Below are 22,042 nucleotides of genomic sequence, written 5' to 3'. Positions count from 1 at the left end.
CGAAGCCAGGGGCTTTGCGATTTGGGGGCCGGCATCTGCCGGCCCTTTTTTATGCCTGCGACTGACGGGAGCGCCGGTCGAGCCAGCGCGACAGCAGCGCCACGCACACGCCCAGCACGGCCATGACGAGGGCCCCGAGCGGCAGATCGCGGTAGCTGAGGCCGAGGGTGATCAACGCACCGCCGAACCACGCCCCGATCGCATTGCCAAGGTTGAAGGCGCTCTGGTTGAAGGTGGAAGCCAGGTTCCGCGCCCCGACCGCACGCGAGACGATCCGCATCTGTATCGGCGCGACGAGGCCGAAGACGACGATGCCCCACAGGAACATGACGCCGATCATGACCGGCGCGTTCGTCATGGCTGGATAAAGCGCGATCATGACGGCGACCATTGCCACGAACAGCCCGATGATCGCGGGCATCATCTTCCAGTCGGCCAGCCGCCCGCCCAGCACATTGCCGATCGTCAGGCCGACGCCGAAGACCAGCAGAACGTAAGGAACGCTGGCGGGTGCAAGCCCGGTCACCTGTTCCAGCATCGGGGCGATGTAGGTGAAGACGGAGAAGAACGCGACCGAAGCCAGCACGCTGAGCAGCATGGCCAGAAGCACCTGCACCCGGGTCAGCGCACGGATCTCGTCCCGGAAGGCAATGCCGGCCAGAGGGTAGCTGCGGGGCAGGAAGACGTAGAGGGCGATGCCGGACAGGATGCTGAGCCCGGTCACGGCCCAGAACGTCGCCCGCCAGCCATAGGCCTGGCCGATGAACGTGCCGAGGGGTACGCCCATCACATTGGCCAGCGTCATCCCGACGAACATCAGCGAGATGGCCTGGGCCTGCCGGCCGGGCGGCGAGATATCGGCTGCCAGCACGGCGCCGATGCCGAAGAAGGTGGCATGGGCCAGCGCGGTGAAGACGCGGGCCGCCATCAGCAGGCCGTAGCCGGGCGCCAGGGCGCAGGCGAGGTTGCCCAGGATGAAGATGACGACCATCCAGAGCAGAAGGCGCCGGCGCTCCATGCGCGATGTCAGACCGGCCAGTAGCGGGCCGCCGAAGACGACGCCCAGCGCATAGCCGGTCACCAGCAGACCTGCCTGCGGGATGGTCACCCCGAGATCGTCGGCGACGCCCGGGAGAAGACCCATGATGCCGAATTCGCCCACGCCGATGGCAAAGGATGCGATCGACAGGGCTGCCAGGGCCGGCGCCGCGCTGCCGAAACCCTTGGCGGGAACATCGGCATTGCCGGCCGGCGGCACGGTGTCCGCGACATCGGTTGTCGGAAGCATGATGGAGCCTGTGACAGGTGGGCGGCGCGCTCGACAGCCGCCTCTGATCGACCATACTGCAGCGCATCATGGGCAACAAGATGACGAGCAGCGATTGTTAAGCGATCATGACGATCCATCTTTTTATGACAGGCGCCATTTTCTCTTTGCATCGACGCGGTGCCATTGTTATAGAGCGCCCGTCGGCCAAATCCGGCTCCCTGCTGGGGGATAGTTTAAGGGTAGAACAGCGGACTCTGACTCCGTTAGTCTTGGTTCGAATCCAGGTCCCCCAGCCAACATCACCACTCATATACGAAGTTATGTCGGCGTCGATCAATTGTGAAACGCCAGTGCCTGGCTTTGTCGAGCGTGCGTCTTACAACCATATGGAGAAAGAAGCGGCGATCGATTAGCAGCTAGTCATCATGACACGTCAAACCGCTGTATGGATATCGAAATGTTTGAACATGCCGGTCATCAGCCACCACTGATCATCGATCTCGACAGGACGATGCTGAAGACCGACACATTGATTGAGCAGTTCTTGATCCTGCTTATCCGTGCGCCGCACCTGGCACTACGCGCGCTGTTATCGTTGCGGCATGGAAAAGCCGCGTTTAAAGCCGCCATCGTCGATCACGCGCCGATCAACGTCGATGCGCTTGCGGTGAACCAATTGCTGCTATCGTACTTGCAGCAGCAGTTATCCGCTGGCCGGGAGCTACATTTGGTCACCGCAGCCGACCAGCGGATTGCCGATGCAGTTTCCCAAAGGCTTGGGATATTCAGATCGGCGACCGGTACGAATCGCGATCATAACCTTAAAGGAATTCATAAGCGGGACTATCTGATTTCCGCTTTTCCCTCGGGCTTCAGCTATGCCGGTGACAGCACCGCTGATATTCCAATCTGGAAAGCTGCCAAGTCAGCCGTCCTTGTCGGCGTCAAGGCCCGCACGCGCCGCACCGTCGAGGCGCTGAACTGCACAATCGAAGCTGATATTGAAGGCTCGGACCGCTCATTAAAGCAATGGATCCGGCTTATGCGCGTTCATCAGTGGTCAAAGAACGTCCTGATATTTGTTCCGCTTTTTTTATCTCATAGATACTATGACATACATACAGTTATGATGTGCGTTTTATGCTTTGCCGCCATGAGCATTATGGCCTCCGGCACATATATTATAAATGATATAGTCGATGTGTCGGCCGATAGACAACATCGAACGAAACGTTTTCGCCCGATCGCCCATGGAGATATCGACGCCGGGGCAGCATCCGTAACAGCTGGATCGATGATCGCGGCTGGACTATTTTTTGTAGCAAATCTATCAATACCTGTATTTATATTGTTCATTGTTTATCTTTTAACGACTATTGCCTATTCTTTCTTACTGAAGCGAATGGTCATGGTTGATGTTCTAGTGCTCGCAAGCCTCTATACACTCAGGGTTCTGATTGGTGTTGTTATCATTGGTGACCAATTGTCACATTGGCTCCTTATGTTTGCATTTTTCTTCTTTTTCTCACTCTCCTTGGCTAAACGTCACGTCGAAATCGTCAATGCCGCGTCCCGCAATGGCCCCGACAGCTCTATTCTGAATCGCGGGTACAAGACGGGCGACGCTCCTCTCACGCTGGCGACGGGCGTTTCGACGAACATCGCTTCCATAACGGTCTTGAGCCTGTACGTGGCGACGGATATTTATCCCGCGGCGCTCTACAATCATCCGGAGTGGTTATGGGGTGTCGTCTCGATGGTACTGATTTGGTCAACGCGGATATGGCTTCTGGCGCATCGTGGAGAGTTGAACGATGATCCCGTCTCATTCGCCCTCCGAGACCCTGCCAGCTTGGCCATCGGCTTCGTGACCGCTAGCTTCTTCGCGTTATCGATCGTATGACCGATTTCGAAACCTGGCTCGACTATACATCCTGGGGCCGCGTCGTTCGTGCTCCGCAGCGTGTAGCCAAGCCCAGATTTTCCGACGAGATTGCAGCTCTCCTCAGGCCCGAGAATAAAGCCCGCACACTGGCGGTCGGCCAGCGCCGTTCCTATGGGGACTCGAATATCAACTCGGCCGGCAACGTCATCGACATGACAGGCATAGACAGGCTGATCGATTTCGACCAAGCGAACGGCTTCCTGCGATGCGACGCAGGCATCAGGCTCATCGACATATTGCGTGTGACCGTGCCGGCGGGGTGGTTTCCCTCCACCACGCCTGGCACTTGGTTCGCAACGGTTGGCGGGTGCATCGCCAATGACGTCCATGGCAAGAACCACCATAGAGCCGGAAGTTTCGGATGTGGCGTCGAGGCACTGGACCTTCTGACCAGTGACGGGGTTGTTACGCGGGTCGAGCAGGGCTCACCACTCTTTCTAGCAACCGTTGGCGGTCTCGGTTTGACGGGCGTGATCCTTGCCGCCGAGCTCAAGCTCACCCCCATCAAGAGTGCTTATCTGTCGGTCACGCGAACCCCTTTCGCGAATGTTGAAGAATTCCTCTCTGTCGCTGCGGACAACGCATCATCTGAGCATACGGTCGCCTGGGTGGATTGTACCGCCAGCGGAAACCAAATCGGACGGGGCATATTCCAGAGTGCGGACTGGCTGGCGGATCAGGACTTCTCCTTCGACAAAGGATTGCGCCGCAGATCAATGCCATTCGACTGGCCGGCCGGCGTTTTGAACCGCTACTCGGTAGCCGCGTTCAACAAGCTCTACTACCGCATTCAAAAAGCGGCGCCTTCTCCGCAAAGAACGCATTTCCGGCCATTCTTCTACCCGTTGGATACCATCGACGGCTGGAACCGCATGTATGGAGCGCGCGGCTTCTACCAGTATCAATGTGTCCTGCCCAACGAGGCAGCCGGCCCCGGCCTGACCGAATTACTACAATGCATCTTCAAGGTCGGCGCAGGATCATTTCTCGCCGTGCTCAAGAGCCTTGGTCAGCGGAGTTCAGGCGGGTTGCTGTCATTTCCGATGGAGGGCGTGACCCTCGCTCTGGATTTCGCAAATCACGGCCCGGCAACGCTCCATCTGATGGCGCAGCTGGATGAGATCGTTCTTGCGTCAGGCGGGCGACTATACCCCGCAAAGGACGGGCGCATGCCGGCACGGGTCTTTCAATCGGGCTACAGCCGCTGGCGAGAGTTTGCCCGGTTTGTAGATCCTGGAGCAGATTCCAATTTCTGGACAAGGGTATCGCGCGCATGACAGGAAAATTGGTGCTGGTGTTGGGCGCGCTGTCGGCCATCGCGGAGGCCACCGCCAGGCTTCACGCTACTCGCGGCGACATGCTCGTCCTGGTCGCCAGAGACGGGGACCGGCTTGAGAGCCTAAAGCAAGATATGCTTGTCAGGGGCGCCCAAGGGTGTCTTGCTGTCAGCTTGGACCTTGCCGCGCAGAGCGATATCGAGACGACGTTGCGAACGGTTCTTCCCGAAGGCAGACGGGTGGATGTAGCATACATCTTCTACGGCGTTCTGGGCGATCAAACCCGGAGCGAGCGCGACATCAATTTCGCCCTTCAGAACCTGAACGTCAATTTTAATAGTGCGAGCGCCTGGAGCTTGGCCATCGCAAATGTTCTAGAGGCGCAGGCCAGCGGCGTTCTGATCGCAATTTCATCCGTCGCTGGCGATCGGGGACGCCAATCGAATTACGTCTACGGTGCAGCAAAAGCCGGCTTGTCCACCCTTATCCAGGGTATATCGCATCGTCTTGCACGTTCGGGAGCCCATGCAGTTGCGGTAAAACTGGGCTTCGTGGATACGCCGATGACCGCGCACATCCATCCGAAAGGTATGCTGTGGGCGCAACCAGAAAAAATAGCGGCAAAACTGGTAGTGATCGCGGACAAACCGTCGCGCACGATCGTTTATCTACCATGGTTCTGGTGGCCGATCATGGCTGTAATCAAGGCGGTTCCATCGCTTATCTTTCATCGAACCAAGCTATAGCGGGATTGCAGCATGACGAGTTCTAGCCGCATCATTATTACTGGCGCAGCGGGCCTTGTAGGCCAGAACCTGATAACCCGGCTGAAAGGAAGGCCTGGTGTCGAGATCACTGCAATCGACAAGCATACCGCCAACGTGGGGACATTGCGCCGGCTACATCCAGAAATCGATGTTATTGAAGCCGACCTTGCAACCCCGGGGGGGTGGCAGGATGCCTTCAATTCCGGGGGTACCCTCGTCCTGAACCATGCGCAAATCGGCGCGTTGAACGAAAAGCCATTCTTAACCAATAATGTTACCGCAACTAAAAACGTTCTTGAAGCGGCAAAGTTGGGCGGCGTTAAATATATCGTCCATATATCCTCTTCGGTCGTGAACTCGATGGCTCACGATTACTATACTGAGACGAAAAAGGAACAGGAAAAAATCGTCCTGGAAAGCGGTCTTCCGGTTTGCGTGTTACGGCCCACTCTTATGTTTGGCTGGTTCGACCGCAAGCATCTAGGCTGGCTAGCGCGCTTTATGCAAAAGGTGCCTGTCTTTCCGATCCCCGGCAGCGGGCAATATATCCGCCAACCCCTCTATGCAGGAGATTTCTGCAACGTCATCATCTCTGCAATCGATCGTCCACGTCCTGGCGAAATCCACAATATATCCGGCCGCGAAAAGCTTACATATATTGATCTTATAAAGAAGCTGCGGACGGCTATCCGTTCCCGCACCCCGATCATACGTATACCGTACGCTGCTTTCGACGTCCTACTTCGAGTGTATGCCTTGGCGGACAAGAACCCACCTTTCACAACACGGCAACTGGAGGCCCTCGTGACTCCGGACGAGTTCGAGATCATCGATTGGCCGGGACTTTTCGGTGTCGAGGCTACGCCACTTTCCAAAGCTCTGGAAGAGACACACCAACATCCTGTCTACTCAAAAGTGGTGCTGGAGTTCTAGAATGACGAATGTCGGTATAGTCGGAGCTGGCGCCATGGGTTTGGCGGCGGCATATCACGCGCTGAAGGCAGGGCATACCGTCACCCTTTACGAGGGCGACAGCGTTCCCGGCGGAATGGCCGCCCATTTTGATTTCGCAGGCGTTTCGATCGAACGTTTCTACCATTTCGTATGCAAGGCGGACCTGCCGCTCTTCTCGCTGATGGACGAGATCGGTATCGCTGACAAGATGATCTGGCGATCAACCTCTATGGGCTATTTTATCGACGATCGACATTATGATTGGGGCGACCCGGTGTCGCTCCTGAAATTCCCGAAACTCGATCTCCTGTCAAAGCTTCGTTACGGGGCAACGGCTTTCTGGCAAACTAAGCGCCGAAGCTTCGCGGATCTGGAGAAGCTGAACGCCAAGGAGTGGTTCATCCGCTCCATGGGCAAGAGGACCTACGAACTTTTATGGCGGCGCCTGATCGAACTAAAGTTCTTTGATTATTCGAACTCGATTTCCGCGGCGTGGCTTGCGACGCGCATCAAGCGCGTCGGCACGTCTCGCAAGTCCATGTTCCAGGAAGAGCTCGGTTACATCGAGGGTGGCTCGCAGACCCTCGTCAGTGCGCTCGTGAGAGAGATAGAGCGGCTTGGCGGAATAATCAGGTTGAACGACCCGATCGTTGAAATCGCGACCCGTGACGGCAAATTGGTTGGTGTCAGAACCCGTGACGGTGGTCTCCATGAGCACACTAAAGTCATTTCAACCGTGCCCACTCCGTACGTCTCGGCCTTAGTCCCCGGGCTGCCAGATGAATGGAAGGAGAAATACGACGCTATCGCAAATATCGGCTGCGTATGCGTGATCCTCAAACTCAGAAAGCCCGTGACGCGTCATTTCTGGCTAAACGTCAACGATCCACGTATCGACATCCCCGGGATCGTCGAGTTTTCAAATCTAAGGGCTTTGGACGATCACGTCGTCTATGTTCCCTACTACATGCCGCAAGATCACCCCAAATTTGGCAAGGATAATGCATTCTTTGAAGAGGAAACAAAGTGCTATCTAAGGATTCTGAACCCCACTCTCTCGGACAACGATTTCGTAGATATCCGGATCGGGCGCCTGAGATATGCACAACCGGTTTGTGAACCCGGATTTGCAGACAAAATTCCAGATGTGCAAACTCCGATCCCAGGTCTACAGATTGCTGATACCTGCTACTACTATCCGGAAGACAGGGGTATCTCAGAAAGCGTACGATTTGCGAAAGAACTTGTCGGTCGTCTTGGTGACCCCGCCGGCCAGATCGGGTCATGACGCCATCGAACAGTATCCCCCGACCAACCGCCGCCGGAAAATTAGAGCGCTTCGATAAGAGCTCGAAGCATGCCAACGGAGATTAGACATTGCGTGATCCGCAGTTCCTTCGGTTCATCCTAACGGGCGGGATTGCCGCAGTTGCCAACATCGCTTCGCGAGTTGTCCTCTCACGGTATCTGGATTTTCAGGTGTCAATCGTCATTGCCTATTTCATCGGCATGACAACGGCGTTCATTTTGGCAAAACGCTATGTCTTCCAACCCTCCGGCAGACAAACCTATAAAGAGTATCTTCGGTTCACTTTGGTTAATTGCGTTGCTCTCATTCAGGTTTGGCTTGTTAGTATAATCCTGGCCTTCATCCTAATACCAAGATTAGGACTTTCGACCGGCGAGTTAATTGCACACGTACTGGCGGTTGCAAGCCCCGTTATTACGAGTTACTTCGCCCACAAATTTTTTACGTTCCAGCGCGATAAGACGACGTTCCCATGATAGCCTTTTTAACAAATCCTGAAGAGAACAGCCGCCCGCATTCATTGGCTGTTTTCTGTTTTATTATTGTCGCCATCATTTTCGCGGTCGGAAACATTGCGCCCTTGACCTTTCACATGCCAAGTGTAGGGCTGGATCCGTCATGGATGATCGCACTCAGTAATCAGTTCGCGCACCATGCAAGGGCTGGGGTCGATATCGTCTTCACAGGCGGCCCATTCAGCGAGGCCTACACGCGCCAGTTTACCAATAACTATGCATTGATGTCCGGAGCGCGCGCCTGGTGCTGCATCTATATTATTTTCTCCCTTTATGTTCTTTTGCCGAATAAGAAAATCGTATTTTCAATATTTTTACTATTATTAATAACAACATTTCTTTTTATTATAGATACGTTGTATTTTATAATACCAGTGTGTCTATATATGGTTTCGGTGGCGCGACATCGAAGATCGATCTATTTAGCAAATATTCTCATTGGAACGACGCTCTCCGCATTCCTTGTTTTGGCGAAATTTTCTGTCTTCCCGATACTTGTTCTAGCATGCCTTGCCTGTGATATCGCGGCCGTCGCACGACGCCAGGTTCCTATATATACCGTTTTTTCCTTTATAATGATATTTATTCTGTTTTATCTGGCGGGGCAGGATCCTTTCGATTTAGGACGCTATCTCTCGTCATCAGCTCAGGTGTCGGCAGGTTACTCCGAAGCGATGAGCATCGCAGGGCCTCCGATGGAGTTGGCAGCGTGGCTTCTGACGGCGGCGTTATTGGCAACGTCCTGGCTGGTCATGGCGATTCGTGACGAAGGACAATACAAGCTCGAACCTCTTCTGTTTGCGCTGGTAATCGCCGGATTTTTGTTTCTGTCGTTCAAGGCCGGCTTTGTTCGTCATGATGGGCATAGCCTGATTGCTTGGAGCGCACTCGCCCTGACGTCATACCTCGTTTGGTGCACGGCGAATGTCACTGACCGCCTCACCTTCAACGCCAAGATTTCCGTTGCGGTGATACTGGCTGCATTAGCCGGGAACATCTTCGCCGGGGAATACCATCTACGCCAGCGATACGACCCGGTTCGAGCGGCCTTAAAAACCTATGAGCAGATTGAGGATACGTGGCGTCTCATGACGGCGCCTCAGCAATGGCGTGACTCTCAGATCGAGCAATATGACAGCGCCCTGAACCGCATCCAGGAGGCTTACCCCATCGATGGGATCACCGGTACGGTTGATACGATATCATCGATCCAATCCGCCGTCATCGCGGCGGGTCTCGACTATCGTCCACGTCCCACCATTCAGGAGTACACAAGCTACACACGCGAGCTTATTGCGAAAAACATAGCGTTTCTGAACGGCGACAAGCCACCATCCTACCTTATTCTAGGACAGCTGGAGCCCATAGATGGCAGACATCCGGCTTCGATAGAAGGTTCTCTCTGGCCTGATATCCTTCGACTCTACGCTGTGGATCGCATCAATGATGAGTTCGTGGCGTTTAAGCGTCGTGAGTATAGCCTTCCTACGGTAATGGCGCCCTTCGAGGAGCACCGCTCGTCATTCATCAATACGCCTATCGACTTACCGTACGTCAGCGGCCCGATCTTTATGCGCCTTGATATTCAACGAACCTTGTTCGGCCGCCTTCTTAATTTCGCGTTCCGGCCTCCGGCGATCCAGCTTTTGGTCCGATATGCGGATCAAACATCTGAAACTTACCGACTTGTCCCGGCCATGATTGGCGAAGGAATGGTAATTTCCCCTACCCTGACGTCGATAGAGGATTGGGTTGCCCTTGCGCAGGGGGATGAGCTCCAGCTTATGGCCCTGCGCAGACCAGTATCGGTCGAGGTCGTGGCCGGATCACTAGCCGGTCTCTCATATCAGGAGAGAGTCGAAGCAAGTTTTCAGGAAATCGACCTGCTCGCGCTGAGGATGAACCGGGTACAGCCCAGCTTTGTGTCCGACAGGCATGCCGACCGTGTCGCATTGAGAAATCTATTGAGCAATGCCGAGTTGGCCAGCTCCTCGATGACGGTTGAAGATTATGGCCTAGACGCCCATGCTCCAAGCGAACTCGTCATCGGAACTGGTGATCATTCCAAGCTGCGTGTCGACTTCGGAATGAGGCCGGGATCCAAACCTCATGCTGGCCTGTCGGATGGGGTGTGTTTCTTCGTAGAGGCCCGCTCAGTCTCGGACACGCCGAAATGGGACGTACTGATGCGTAGATGTCTCGATGGTCTCCAGACTGCGGAGCCTCTCCGACCGCTTGTCACTACGCTATCAATACCGCAAAATGGAACGATAAGGCTTCGAACAGACTGTCGACAAAATTGCCAATTCGACTGGAGTTATTGGAGCTACATAGGCCTATTTAAATGAGAATTGGCAACTCAGACCAGATATATATCCTCACAAGCAAGCTGCAAGATTACACGATATTTATCTCTGCAGTCTTGCTGACCGCAAGTACTATGTCTATGGCGATTTATGCCTACTCGCCGCTCCCATGGTGGGACTACTGGGAGGTCGTCATATTAGACGACAATCTAGAAAATCTATTTACCCGGCATAATGAGCATTTTATTTTAGTGCCCCGGATTTTTTATGCGTTGGATACCGTATTTGCGTCGGCGACGGGGCGCTTTTCGTTAGGAGCAATATGGTTCTTCCATATCGGCGTTTTCTTATGCATGTATTTTGTATTAAGCGAAGGGATGTCAGCATGGCGTCGTATCACGGCATTTGGAATTACCGCTGCGTTCATGTTTTCCGGGCGACATCTTGAAAACCTCAGCTGGCCTTTTCAAGTTGGCTTTGTCGGACTTGCTTTTGTTGCTTGCACAGCCATCATCTTAACGTCGATGTCGTCGCCAGCGAACAAGAAGTATGCCGTCATGGGTGCATTTGCAGCGGGCTCAGCGCCTTTATGGTCATTTCATGGATTAATAGTGCCCCTTGTATGCGCAATAATTGCGATAATAAGCAGAAAATACGTTGTAGCAATTATAAATTTATCGTTCTTGGTGGCCGCATCAACGCTATATCTTGTTGCACCAAACGGAAATAGTGAACCCCTCTTTGTTAACGCGTCTCTCGACATTAGGAAGATTTTAACATCGTACATCAACCAAATTGGTTACGGTCCGGCATTTCCATTTCTGGATGGAGGAAATCCCCCACTGCTTGTTGCCGCAACACTTACAGTCATAGTTACGATCATTCCGGCAGCCCTGTTTGTCAAATCCTTGACGGTTTCGGTCAGGGATCCAAGCCGGTCCAGCCGTCTTTTGTCGATATTTGGCATAATGCTTTTCTCGTACGGGACCCTAGCTGCCATTTCTCTAGGTAGAACGTCAGTTGACCCAGTATTTGAACCGGCGCATAGATATTTTATCTATTCAGCTATGCTTTGGGCTCCGGCATTGTTTCTAGCTAGCTCATTTCTGCGACCGCCGTTGGCGAAGTCGATGTCAGTGTCCATCATGCTGATATTCCTGATGAACCAAACATTGGCATATCAATATTGCAGGATTTGGCACAAGCAACGGCAGGCAGCCGCTTTGGCGATCGTTGCCGATCCCGCCAATATAACGGTTTTGCACGCGGTTCACCCAAATCCCGAAAGGCTGCGAAAGCAGGTTGATACGTTGAAGAAGGCAAACCTGTCCGTTTTTAAGTGACACTCAGCGTCTGACGTGCCACTGAACCTTCATCCAGCGGCGCTTAGAGCCTCGTCCGTTTCTGTTACGCCCTGAGGCGCGAGTTGAGCAACCGGATTGCCGGTTGCGGCGAGAAGCCCGGCAAAAGCCGCCGGGGTTTGATAGCCAAGCGAGGAGTGCGGCCTCGTCGTATTGAAATCCTCCACCCATTCGGCGATGGCGCTGCGGGCATGGTCGAGGCCGAAGAACAGGCTCTCGTTCAAGAGTTCATCGCGCATTCGCCCGTTGAAGCTCTCCACATAGCCGTTCTGCATCGGCTTTCCGGGCGCGATGTAGTGCCACTCGACGCGGTGATCCTTCGACCAGGCCAGGATCGCGTTCGAGGTGAACTCCGTGCCGTGGTCGGACACGATCATCCCTGGCTTGCCGCGACGAGCGATCAGGTCGGTCAGTTCACGAGCAACACGCCTGCCGGAGATCGAGGTGTCCGGGATTGCAGCCAGGCATTCCCGCGTCACGTCGTCGACGATGTTCAGCACCCGGAACCGCCGCCCGCAGGCAAACTGGTCATGCACGAAGTCCGGCGACCATCGAGCGTTTGCCTTCGCCTCAACCAGGATCGGAGCACGTGTGCCGACTGCTCGTCGTCGTGATTGGCGCTTGCGAACCGTCAGCCCCTCCTCCCGGTAGAGACGGTAGATGCGATTGATCCCCGATGGTTCGCCCTCCCGCCGCAGCAGGATGAACAGCCGACGATAGCCGAAGCGGCGGCGCTCGTTGGCGAGATCCCGTAGCCGACCGCGCAGCTCCGTCTCCGGCGGACGGCACGACTGGTAGCGCACCATCTTCCGATCCGCGCCGACGATGGAACAGGCCCGCCGTTCCCACAGGCCCATGACGGCCTGCAGATGCGCAACGGCTTCGCGCTTCACGGCGGACCCTACCATTTTTTTGACAGAAGCTCCTTAAGCGCCGCAGCTTCCAGCATCTGGTCGGCCAACAGCTTCTTCAGCTTCGTGTTCTCATCTTCCAGAGCCTTCAGGCGCTTGGCGTCGGACACGTCCATCCCGCCATACTTCGCCTTCCAATTATACAGCGTCGCCTCGCTGATCCCGTGTTTGCGTGCCAGATCGCCTGCCTTCGCACCCGCCTCGTGCTCCCGCAGCACCGCGATGATCTGCTCTTCCGTAAATCGCTTCCGCTTCATCTGTCCGTCCTTCAATCAAGGCCGGACTCTAATCTCAGTTGGAGGAAAAACTCAGTGGCACGTCACCGGAACAGCCGCTTCTTGTTCATGCTGACGCCCTCCCGTTCCAACAGGATGCCCAGGCGCCGGTAACCGAACCGGCGGCGTTCGGCCGCCAGGCTGCGCAGGCGCTCGCGCACCTCCACGTCGCCCTGTTCAGGCTCGCGACGCACCGTCTTAGGATCGATCTGAACCAGCCCGCAGGCGCGCTTCTGGGAGAAGCCGCGCTCCGCCATCAGACGAAGCACGGCCGCTCTGCGCGCTGCAGGCCCGATCAGTTTTTTCCCAGAAGATCCTTCAGCGCCGACACGTCCAGCATCGATTCCGCCAGCAGCTTCTTGAGCCGCCGGTTCTCATCTTCCAGCGCCTTCAGCTTCGTGGCGTCCGACACCGTCATTCCGCTGTACTTGGCCGTCCACCAATAGAAGGTCTGCTCGCTGATCCCGTGCCGCCGGCAAACCTCCGCCGTCGGGCGCCCGGCCTCCTGCTCGCGCAGCACACCGATGATCTGCGCATCGTTGAACCTGCTTTTCTTAACGTCCGTCTCCTTGATGAAACGGACTCTCACTCAAAAACGAGGGATCAGGAAGGGGGCACGTCACGTCGAACATCGGCGTAAAGCGAGGCCGGTTTTCTAGGATAGAACGTAGTCGTTCTTTCGATGATCGAAATGCATGCTGTAAAAAGGATCCCGGTCTAGATAAGGCCCCCAGCGCCGGCGCATGTAGTGTGCCTCACCGTAGAAGCGGGCGGCCTTTTCGGGTGTAAGGTCGCTCCCGCGCGAAGCGGATTCCAAATGAAACAACGTTGCATGTGGGGTCCAGATATTGCGATAGCCTGCTTCCCTGACGCGGAGGCAAAAATCGATGTCGTTGAACGCTACGGCTAGGTCGGACTCATTCAATCCGCCGACCTCTTCGTAAATCGTCCGTCGTACAGCCAGGCAGGCCGCTGTTACGGCTGAAACCTCGTGCGGAAGCACATAGCTTCCAAAATATCCCAAATCATCTGCAGCGGCGAAGAGCCCAAGGTGCCCAGCTACCCCTATACCACCATCGAACTCGCCTGCGCCAAGGCGAACGCCTGCATGCTGAACACGCCCATCGCCATACAAGAGCTTGGCGCCGACACACCCCACGTCCGGCCGGACGGCCAGAGAAACCATCTCTGTAAGCCAATCTGGTTCGATGACATCGACGTCATTATTCAACAGAAGAATGACGTCACCCGATGAGGCCGTGACGGCGTCGTTATTAATGCGGGAATAGTTGAAGGGGCCAGCCGTATCGACCACGCGAATGTTGCTAATAGTTGACCAGCTCTCGAAGAGCGCCTTGGTCTCGTCTTCACAGCTACCATTGTCTGCGATTAAAATCTCGAGGTTATCGTAATCGGTCCGATGCAGAAGCCCCTCGACGCATTGTTTGAGGAGAGCGGCGTGGTCTCTTGTCGGTATAATGACTGAGACTTGCGGCCGCGGATCCGGAAGTTGCCACCGTACACGGTTCCATGACCATACGGACGGATTAGCCTCAACGACAGGTCTTAGATCGGCCTGCGTAGTACGTGAAAGGTGTTCCCCTAACGCCTTCCGAGACGCATCGACACAGCGTTGCAGAGCAGTTTGCGAGAATGATTCCGGGCCCGTTGGCTGGCGCCAATGGTATAAAACTTCAGGAATATGCACGACACGATCGAAACTGGTTCTCTCCAGGCAACGCAGGGCCAAGTCGTAATCCTGGCTGCCTTCGAATCCCTCGCGAAATCTTCCGACTTCGTTGACGAGGGCCAGTCGGAATACCCCTAGATGATTGATTAGATTTTGACCAAGCATCAAGTCGTAGCTGAAGTCGGGCTTGAAATAGGGATCAAACCGGGAGCCGGATTCGTCGATCTTGTCTTCATCCGAATAGAGAATGTCGGCGTCTGGACGCTCGCCCAAGGCCGTTGCGATTGAGTAGAGAGCGTGCTCCGCCAAAAGGTCGTCATGGTCCAAAAGGACCATGTAGTCGCCCGAGGCAAGCTCGAGTGCTGAATTGGATGCGGCTGATATATGCCCGTTCGACTGACGCCGGATGACCTTGATGCGAGTATCAATCGCCTGCCACCTCGACAAAATCTCCGCGACGTGGGGTGCAGGCGATGCGTCGTCCGCGATGCAAAGCTCCCAATGCGGATAGAGTTGGTCGCGCACGGACTGGATTGTCTTTTCCAGAATAGCAGCGGGCGTGTTGTAGACTGGCATGACAATCGACAGAAGCGGTTTGCGCTGCATGGCTGAGACCGCGCAGTCGATCATTTCTCTGTCGATGTTTGAACGGGTGTCCTGCTGGCGTATCCATCGCGCGTAAGCAGCCCTGTCGTCAGCGCGCATGTCGCCTGACAGCTGTTGGATCAACACCTTCTTTGCACCGTTCTCCTTTAGATACTTCCACCGCGCACCCATGTGATGCGGAGTCAGAGCCCAGTACGAAACGCGCGCCATCAAACGCAGGGCGCGTCTTACAGATGTAGGCGTCTTATGCACGATAGTGCGTGGTACCGATGTCAGGCGCCAAAAAGTGCTCGTCTCGATTGAGTAAAGCTTCTTCGCAAGCTCCAGTTTTTCCTCATGCAGACGGTTATTCTTCGCCAGGGCCGGTCCCAGCTTACCTTCAAGTGATATGATCCGCTCGGATTGCCGTTTACGTTCCGTCATCTCATGTGTTAGCTGATCTGCAGATAGTACAAGCTTATCCTGAGTTTCAGTGAGTTGCGCGCGGGTTAATGCAAGTTCTTCCAGGACGCGTCGGTGCTGAAACTGAAGGGTGAAACGCCGCCCTAACTCTTCCATAAGCTCTTTGAACTCCAAAGCGTCGCGACCGGACAGTTCGAAGAGCGCCTCGAGCGCCGATGGTGTTTCGTTTGGAGCAAGTATACCCAAGCCGTTATTATGCATGAATGCAAAATGCTTTTTGGACGCGGTTAACTCTGCAAAGAATTTGCCGACGCCAAAATTTCTTTCAGTAACGCTAATATCGTGAAATAGAACGACACCGTGACTGGTCAGCTTCGGAAGCCAACTTTCGTAATCTTCTTTAACGTCATCATAAAAGTGCCGTCCATCAATATGAAGGAGGTCTACTGACCCGTCAGTAAATTGTGATAGTGCCTCGCTAAAATCCATCCGATGTATTGTGGAGAAGTTTTCGTAAGGCTTGTTTTGCGCAATGACCTGTTTGAATATCTCATCATCGTAGAAACCGGCATGTTCATCTCCCTTGAAGGAGTCGACGGCGTGGCAGGCGGTCCCGGTTTTGAAATGAGAAACTGCTTTGCAGAATGCGAAGTACGAATAACCGCGATGGGTACCGAGCTCGACAAGGCACTTCGGTCTTAATTTCTCGATCAGCCAGGCCGCGAACGGCGCGTGCTCCAACCAAGCAGACTCTGCGAGCATCGGGGGCTGCAACAGCGCTGCGCCGATATTCAAGTTTATCATCGCGACCCCTTGTCAACGGTTCTGGATACACTGAAGGCGTCTACACCAGAGTGTGGCAGCATTCAGGGAATCAACGCTGGCGGGAAGTTTAAGCTGCAGGTTGAAGAGATTGCCGGTACACTTCGAGCGTCTCTTCGAGTGACCCGTGAGAGCGCATTTTACCGTGCTCCATCCACAGGCCGGTCGTGCACCATTTGCGCAGCAGTTCTTCCGAGTGGGAAGCCATGATGAGCATCCCAGCCTGGCCGATGAACTCGTTCAGCCGGCGCTCTGCCTGCTCCAGGAACGCGGCATCGCCGGCACCGATCCCCTCGTCGATCAAAAGCACCTCCGGCGTAATGGACGTGGAGATCGCAAAGGCAAGGCGCGTCGACATGCCGGCGCTGTAGGTACGAAGCGGCATGTTCAGGAAGTCACCCAGCCCGGTGGACTCACCGATCTCGGTCTGCCGTGCCTCGATCTCCTTGCGGCTATACCCGACGAACATGCCGCGCAGGATGATATTGTCCCAGCCCGACGCATCCGGGTCCATACCGAAGCCGATGTCGAACATGGCTGCAGTCTCGCCTTCCACACGCAATGTGCCTGCCGTCGGCTCGTAGATGCCAGCGAGGACACGCAACAGGGTCGACTTACCGGCACCATTATGGCCGACGAGTCCGAGCCGCGTTCCATGCGGTAGGTCCAGCGTCAGGTCATCGATTGCGCGGATAGAGAGTTTGCCCTTTCCTTCCTGCGGCCTGATCTGACCGCCGGTTGCCGCCGAAAGGACCTTCTTTTTCAAAGAGCGGCTGCTGGCATCGAAAACGACGATGTCAACGGAGACCCCTTGCAAGCTGATCGATGCCATTGTTACGCCCAGTACGCGATACGAGCGCGGAACCGCGCGAAGAAAAGAGTGGCGACCACCCCAAGAGTGAGGGTGAGCAACGATGCGACAACCCAGTTTTCGACCGTCCCCGTTCCGCCCAGCAGGGGATCGCGGGCAATCTCAATAAAATGATAGAACGGGTTGAAGTGCACGAAAACCGCACGCTCCGGCAATTGCGTGGCACTCCACAGGATCGGCGTCATGAAGAACGTGACCTGCGTGATGCTTTGCACGATCATCGGCATGTCACGGAACCGGGCCGAGAACGGGCCGAGGATCATGGCGCAAAACGCGACATTCAAGGTTATGAGAAACAGCGCCGGGATGAACAGGAGAACGGTCCACCCCGGGTTGATTCCAAATAGGATGACGACGATCAGGTAAATCAGCATGTTGTGCGCAAAAGTTATGAGCTGTGCCCAAGTGAACTGAAGCACATAGACCATGAGCGGCAGATGAATCTGACGAACCGAACCGGCAGCGGCCGTGAAAACCGTGCAAGCGGTGTTGATCGAACTGCCGATAAGGCCCCACATGATCAGCCCTATGGCGAGGAAGGGCAGGTATGTCGAAACATCCATGCCGAATATCTGCGAGTAGAGCAGTCCCAGCCCGCCGACCATCACGCCCATGGACAGGGTCAGCCAGAGCGGCCCAAGTACAGATCGCTGATACAACCGCCGAACATCCCTCCATCCGAGGAACAGCCATAGCTCGCGCATGGCAATCGCGTTGCGCAGGTCGCTGAAAAAGTCGCCCAGCCGCTGAGCGGGAGACTGTCCTCCACGCGTAATCAGAACATGTTGGGCAGTCGCACGTGTCATCTGAGTTCGACCCTGCATCGTGATGCGTCACTTAACTTTCGGTATGATCCCGCATCGTTCGGATCAGCGCCTATAGCCCGAACGGAGTTATCGTGTCCAATGGATCAAGCTGCCGGGCGGCCGTCGTCAATACTGGCCAATGGCCGGAGCACTCTCTTGATCCGACGGCGCACGGATCCTGGAAGCGCCGCGTAAATGGGTGTTACAAACCAGAGGTAGCGTAAGGCAAAAGCACCGAGCCGGCCGGGTCGGCGAACATGGGTCGTATCGACATCGACCGTTTGTTTTGTCGCATGGCGCATATCGGCAGCAGAGACGCAACCGTTCATGCTCTTCAAGTGTCCCGCAGTCACCGTGACGCGGCCGCCCTGTTCTGCAACTACAGAGAACAGTCGTTCAAATGCGTGTGCAGCGGTCCCGTCCGTCTGCCCACGCTCCACGGCGAAGTCCTCGTTGAAATCGACTTTCAGGAGGGGTTCGAGTGCTTCACGGCGAAACCAAAACATGGTTCCAGCCGCGAAGTAAGGCGTGGCGGCAAGGGCGGGGGCCAGATCTATGCCAAGGCGGCGAGCTATGCGGCGCATCGCACCCATATTCCTGCCGATATGACGGTCGATGGAGCAAAGAGAAAACGAGGGCGCAGCGAGCGCGACGCGCGAATCTTGCCGCATATGATCGACGAGCGCCCTCGTCTCTGGCCGTTCGGGAAGCAGGGATTGCAAGAGTGCATCGCGCCAGGACTCGCCATCCAGCCGGTGCACCGATTTCTTGCCATGCAGCTTCAGCCCGATTTCGAACGGCTCCGTTGCGCGCAGCGCGTTCAGGAACGGCAAGACGTCCCGGCCGCGGTTCTCGACAATAAGAACCTTCATGTCGACGAGTTGCTCAGAAGCCGGCGGATCGAATGCCGAATGCTCCGCGGTCGTCGTCAGGACGATCCGGAAGGGCACGTCCATGCACGCACTGAGACGGTCCCTGATCGGAAGCCATGTCTCTGGGTAGTGGATATGAACGAACACGACGACGGCGGTCATTGGCCACCTCCGGCGGAAAACCCGTCCCGCGCCGACATGATAGCACGCCGGACCATGCCGCGCGGCGCATGCCCCCTAATGGCGAATGCAAGGAGTTGCAACGGGACATACAGCGAAGATCGGATCTTCCACCACAGCGGCACGTGCGGCAGACGCAGCATCAAGGCCTGGCTTCGAACGTAGTTCAGCATCCGCTTCTCGCCTTGCAGCGGAAAGATGATGGGGCCCAGACGAACTGTACCGGTGCCGACGCGATGGGGCATCGGCGATGCCGTATCGCACCACAGGCTGTATCCGCGCTTCCTGGCGCGAAAAGACCACTCCAGGTCAACGCCGTCCATGCAAAGATCTTCCAGAAAGGGCCCGACGTCACGCCAGGCGTCCAAATCGATGCAGCAACCGGAAACGATCAGATAGGCGACATCGGCGAGCGAACCGACTCGTGGCCCAAACTCACGGTAGGTCGGCGCCTTCGTCGCGCTGTCGAGAGCCGAGATCGGTAAAGGGCCGAGCGCAGCGGGCCGCCTCCCCTTGACGGCAATGCGGGACATGGCCGCCGATAGATCCGCCACCAGCCCGATGCCGACATCGCTGTCCTGATCGAAGAAAACAAGCCGCGAGAAACCGTTTTTGCCGGCAGCCGCCGCAAGCCTGTTCAGGCCTGCGGCGATGCCGACATTGCGATCCGACTGGATGATCCGCACCCAAGGCATGGCCTGCAACGATGCAAGCTCATCCGTGGTGACCGCTTCGCCGACGGGGCCGTCGATAAAGAGAAAAACGGCCGGCACGCTTGCCCTCAGAACCGCAAGCGTACGATGCAAGATGGCGAGGTCCGGCCTGTACACGGTTATTGCGACAGCGATGGAAGGTTCCGCCACCCGCATCAGGCATCCCACCTGACATACAGCGCTGTCGTCGCTGCAACGACGTCGTCGACGGTGTAGCCGTTTTCGACCCTGCCGCGAGCCGACGCGCCGTAGCGTCCCACACGGTCGGGTTCGGCCCAGACGGTCATCAAGGCGTCTTCGAGGGCCGACACATCGTTTGGGGCGACGACCAGCCCATCGATATCGTTGCGAACGAAACTGCGACAGCCCGGTACATCCGTCGTCAGCAGGCCACGCCCACAGGCCGCGGCTTCCAGAAGGGTTCGAGGAAGCCCCTCACCGCCGCGCGACGGCAGGCAGGCCAGATGATGCTTTTCCCACACTGCCCGGACATCGCGCGAAACGCCCATCCAGGCTATGCCATCGATCCGGGACCAAGACCGCAGAGTGGCCTGCGATATCGCCTTCGGATTATGCTCGTCCGGTGCGCCATAGAGCGACAGCTGTATGTCAGCACCCCGGGCCCTTGCGCGTTGCACGGCTTCGACCGCGAGGTCCACGCCCTTCGACCAGACCATACGCGCAACGATCGCAACCTTCAGAGGCGGCATTCCGGGCATGGGCGACGGACGGAGACGATCCGGATCGATGCCCGCTCCGCCAACGATGGTAACGCGAGGACTGTCCGGATGCAGCCCAAAGCGGACAGGGTCGTCCCTGTTCTCGAACAGATATTGCGTCGAACCGGTCGCAAGCACATCCTTGACCAGGAAGGCAAGTGTCCAGGCCGAAAGGCGACCCACCCCATCCGTTCGTGCGGTCAGTACACCGCCGCCGGTGACCGCGAAAACACGTTTGCCGATGCCGGCAAGCGAGGCTGCCACGCTGCCCACGATGATGGAGCGCAAGGCAATCAGATGCACCCGGTCGATGTTTTCTCGACGCAGGATCGCCGCCATGCGTGCGATCGACCCAAGGATCGCGAAGGGATTGAGGCTTCGCCTGTCGGCTTCGAATGCGATGACCCGCGCACCGGCCTCGGCGATCCTGTCGCCATGCTCGCGAACCCGCGCGATCACGACGGGCTCCAGTCCCGCATCGCGGGCCGCGCGGATCATCGGCAGGAAATGCGATGCGAAGAACCAGTCCTCCGTGACGATGAAGGCAAGTTTGCGGCTTTCGCTGGAGCGCGTATGCGGGTCTGCTCTTATCAATCCGTCTGACCCAGGGCCTTCAGGCATTGCGCGACGCCCGACTCCCATTCCGGGAGCCTCGTACCGAACACGCTGGTGAAGCGGGCCGTGTCTAGCCGCGAGTTGGCGGGCCTGCACGCCGGCGTGGGGTAATCTTCAGTGCCGATGGGCTCGACGGCGGCATGGACGCCGCCGAGGGCCTTCGATTGGCGGAAGATCTCTTCAGCAAAGCCAGCCCAGGTCGTTTCGCCGGACGACACCATGTGGAACACGCCCACCGGCGTGTTCCCATCAGAGGCGAGCCGGCGTGCAACGGCCACGATGCCCTCGGCAATATCCGGCGCATAGGTGGGCGTGCCATGCTGGTCGGCGACGACACGCAAAGTATCGCGCGTCTCCGCAACGCGCAGCATCGTCTTGAGGAAGTTGTTGCCGTACGCGCTGTAAACCCAGGCCGTACGCAGTATGACGTGACATGGGTTGGCGGCGGCGACGGCCGCTTCTCCTGCCAGCTTGCTGCGGCCATAAGCGCCCTGCGGCCCTGTAGGATCGGTTTCGACATAGGGCGACGCCTTGTCGCCGGGAAACACGTAGTCGGTGGAGATGTGAATGATGGGAAGCCCCGCGGCGGCGGCAGCCGCGGCAACATTGCCGGCGCCCTCGGCATTGACAGCGAAGGCCGTCTCTTCCTCGCTCTCGGCCTTGTCGACCGCAGTATAGGCAGCGGCATTCACGACGATGTCCGGCCGCTCTGCCGCAATGACTCGTTCAATGGAAGCACGATCCGTCAGGTCCAGCACCGGCCGGCCGATGGCGACGACTTGCAGATCGTCGGAAGCCTGCGCCAAAAGCGCCTGCGCCACCTGCCCATCCCGCCCGGTAACAAGCAGCTTCAGCC

Annotated in this window: 17 protein-coding genes, 1 tRNA gene and 1 pseudogene; 9 read left to right on the top strand and 10 right to left on the bottom strand. The window is 56.6% G+C overall.

Annotated features, from left to right (window positions below; translation table 11 throughout):
* Nucleotides 1-49: 49 nt before the first annotated feature.
* Nucleotides 50-1,288 (bottom strand): MFS transporter, encoded by a 1,239-nt coding sequence (locus IGS74_RS02275; protein WP_192389040.1) that lies wholly within the window; start codon nucleotides 1,286-1,288, stop codon nucleotides 50-52.
* 204 nt (nucleotides 1,289-1,492) lie between these two features.
* Here IGS74_RS02275 and IGS74_RS02270 point away from each other — a divergent pair.
* From IGS74_RS02270 to IGS74_RS02230, 9 genes are all read left to right on the top strand, one after another.
* Nucleotides 1,493-1,566: transfer RNA gene (locus IGS74_RS02270), tRNA-Gln, on the top strand.
* A 161-nt stretch (nucleotides 1,567-1,727) separates the two neighbouring features.
* Complete coding sequence (locus IGS74_RS02265; protein WP_192389039.1) at nucleotides 1,728-3,173, top strand: UbiA family prenyltransferase; 1,446 nt, start codon at nucleotides 1,728-1,730, stop codon at nucleotides 3,171-3,173.
* Complete coding sequence (locus IGS74_RS02260; protein WP_192389038.1) at nucleotides 3,170-4,492, top strand: FAD-binding oxidoreductase; 1,323 nt, start codon at nucleotides 3,170-3,172, stop codon at nucleotides 4,490-4,492. Before IGS74_RS02265 ends, IGS74_RS02260 begins: the two co-directional genes overlap by 4 nt.
* Complete coding sequence (locus IGS74_RS02255; RefSeq protein WP_192389037.1) at nucleotides 4,489-5,238, top strand: SDR family NAD(P)-dependent oxidoreductase; 750 nt, start codon at nucleotides 4,489-4,491, stop codon at nucleotides 5,236-5,238. Before IGS74_RS02260 ends, IGS74_RS02255 begins: the two co-directional genes overlap by 4 nt.
* Before the next feature lie 12 nt (nucleotides 5,239-5,250).
* Nucleotides 5,251-6,192: an NAD(P)-dependent oxidoreductase gene (locus IGS74_RS02250; protein WP_192389036.1), complete on the top strand. Its 942-nt coding sequence runs from the start codon at nucleotides 5,251-5,253 to the stop codon at nucleotides 6,190-6,192.
* A gap of 1 nt (nucleotide 6,193) precedes the next feature.
* Nucleotides 6,194-7,501 (top strand): NAD(P)/FAD-dependent oxidoreductase, encoded by a 1,308-nt coding sequence (locus IGS74_RS02245; RefSeq protein ID WP_192389034.1) that lies wholly within the window; start codon nucleotides 6,194-6,196, stop codon nucleotides 7,499-7,501.
* Between the two features lie 89 nt (nucleotides 7,502-7,590).
* Entirely contained in the window at nucleotides 7,591-7,998 is a 408-nt protein-coding gene (locus tag IGS74_RS02240) for a GtrA family protein (protein WP_192389032.1), read from the top strand.
* Nucleotides 7,995-10,385 (top strand): hypothetical protein, encoded by a 2,391-nt coding sequence (locus IGS74_RS02235; protein ID WP_192389030.1) that lies wholly within the window; start codon nucleotides 7,995-7,997, stop codon nucleotides 10,383-10,385. Before IGS74_RS02240 ends, IGS74_RS02235 begins: the two co-directional genes overlap by 4 nt.
* Nucleotides 10,382-11,686, top strand: a complete 1,305-nt coding sequence (locus IGS74_RS02230) for a hypothetical protein (protein ID WP_192389028.1) — start codon at nucleotides 10,382-10,384, stop codon at nucleotides 11,684-11,686. The genes IGS74_RS02235 and IGS74_RS02230 overlap by 4 nt, the downstream gene beginning before the upstream one ends.
* A 29-nt stretch (nucleotides 11,687-11,715) precedes the next feature.
* On the opposite strand, the gene IGS74_RS02225 is transcribed toward IGS74_RS02230, so the two are convergent.
* From IGS74_RS02225 to rfbD, 9 genes and pseudogenes are all read right to left on the bottom strand, one after another.
* A protein-coding gene (locus IGS74_RS02225; protein WP_192389026.1) for an IS3 family transposase occupies nucleotides 11,716-12,872 on the bottom strand; the annotation gives its coding sequence in 2 pieces (ribosomal slippage) (nucleotides 11,716-12,620 and nucleotides 12,620-12,872; 1,158 coding nt in all).
* Between the two features lie 65 nt (nucleotides 12,873-12,937).
* Nucleotides 12,938-13,464, bottom strand: a pseudogene (locus tag IGS74_RS20175) (transposase); the annotation flags it as partial.
* A gap of 81 nt (nucleotides 13,465-13,545) precedes the next feature.
* Nucleotides 13,546-16,383 carry a glycosyltransferase gene (locus tag IGS74_RS02210; protein ID WP_192389020.1) on the bottom strand — a complete coding sequence of 946 codons (2,838 nt, stop codon included), beginning with the start codon at nucleotides 16,381-16,383 and terminating at the stop codon, nucleotides 13,546-13,548.
* A gap of 97 nt (nucleotides 16,384-16,480) precedes the next feature.
* Nucleotides 16,481-17,176, bottom strand: a complete 696-nt coding sequence (locus IGS74_RS02205; protein ID WP_246722831.1) for an ABC transporter ATP-binding protein — start codon at nucleotides 17,174-17,176, stop codon at nucleotides 16,481-16,483.
* A gap of 68 nt (nucleotides 17,177-17,244) precedes the next feature.
* Nucleotides 17,245-18,087, bottom strand: a complete 843-nt coding sequence (locus IGS74_RS02200; protein WP_192389016.1) for an ABC transporter permease — start codon at nucleotides 18,085-18,087, stop codon at nucleotides 17,245-17,247.
* 104 nt (nucleotides 18,088-18,191) lie between these two features.
* On the bottom strand, nucleotides 18,192-19,121 hold the full coding sequence (locus IGS74_RS02195) for a rhamnan synthesis F family protein (RefSeq protein ID WP_192389014.1): 930 nt from the start codon (nucleotides 19,119-19,121) through the stop codon (nucleotides 18,192-18,194).
* Nucleotides 19,118-20,008: a rhamnosyltransferase gene (locus IGS74_RS02190; protein WP_192389012.1), complete on the bottom strand. Its 891-nt coding sequence runs from the start codon at nucleotides 20,006-20,008 to the stop codon at nucleotides 19,118-19,120. The genes IGS74_RS02195 and IGS74_RS02190 overlap by 4 nt, the downstream gene beginning before the upstream one ends.
* Nucleotides 20,008-21,165 carry a glycosyltransferase family 4 protein gene (locus tag IGS74_RS02185; protein ID WP_246722829.1) on the bottom strand — a complete coding sequence of 386 codons (1,158 nt, stop codon included), beginning with the start codon at nucleotides 21,163-21,165 and terminating at the stop codon, nucleotides 20,008-20,010. Before IGS74_RS02185 ends, IGS74_RS02190 begins: the two co-directional genes overlap by 1 nt.
* Complete coding sequence (rfbD, locus tag IGS74_RS02180) at nucleotides 21,162-22,040, bottom strand: dTDP-4-dehydrorhamnose reductase (protein WP_192391304.1); 879 nt, start codon at nucleotides 22,038-22,040, stop codon at nucleotides 21,162-21,164. The genes IGS74_RS02185 and rfbD overlap by 4 nt, the downstream gene beginning before the upstream one ends.
* Nucleotides 22,041-22,042: the final 2 nt, after the last annotated feature.

Origin of the sequence: Aureimonas sp. OT7, assembly GCF_014844055.1 — a bacterium.
In the GTDB taxonomy this organism is placed as follows: domain Bacteria; phylum Pseudomonadota; class Alphaproteobacteria; order Rhizobiales; family Rhizobiaceae; genus Aureimonas; species Aureimonas altamirensis_A.
The sequence above is the reverse complement of the archived record's forward strand: the minus strand, read 5'-3'. Positions and strand labels throughout refer to the sequence as shown.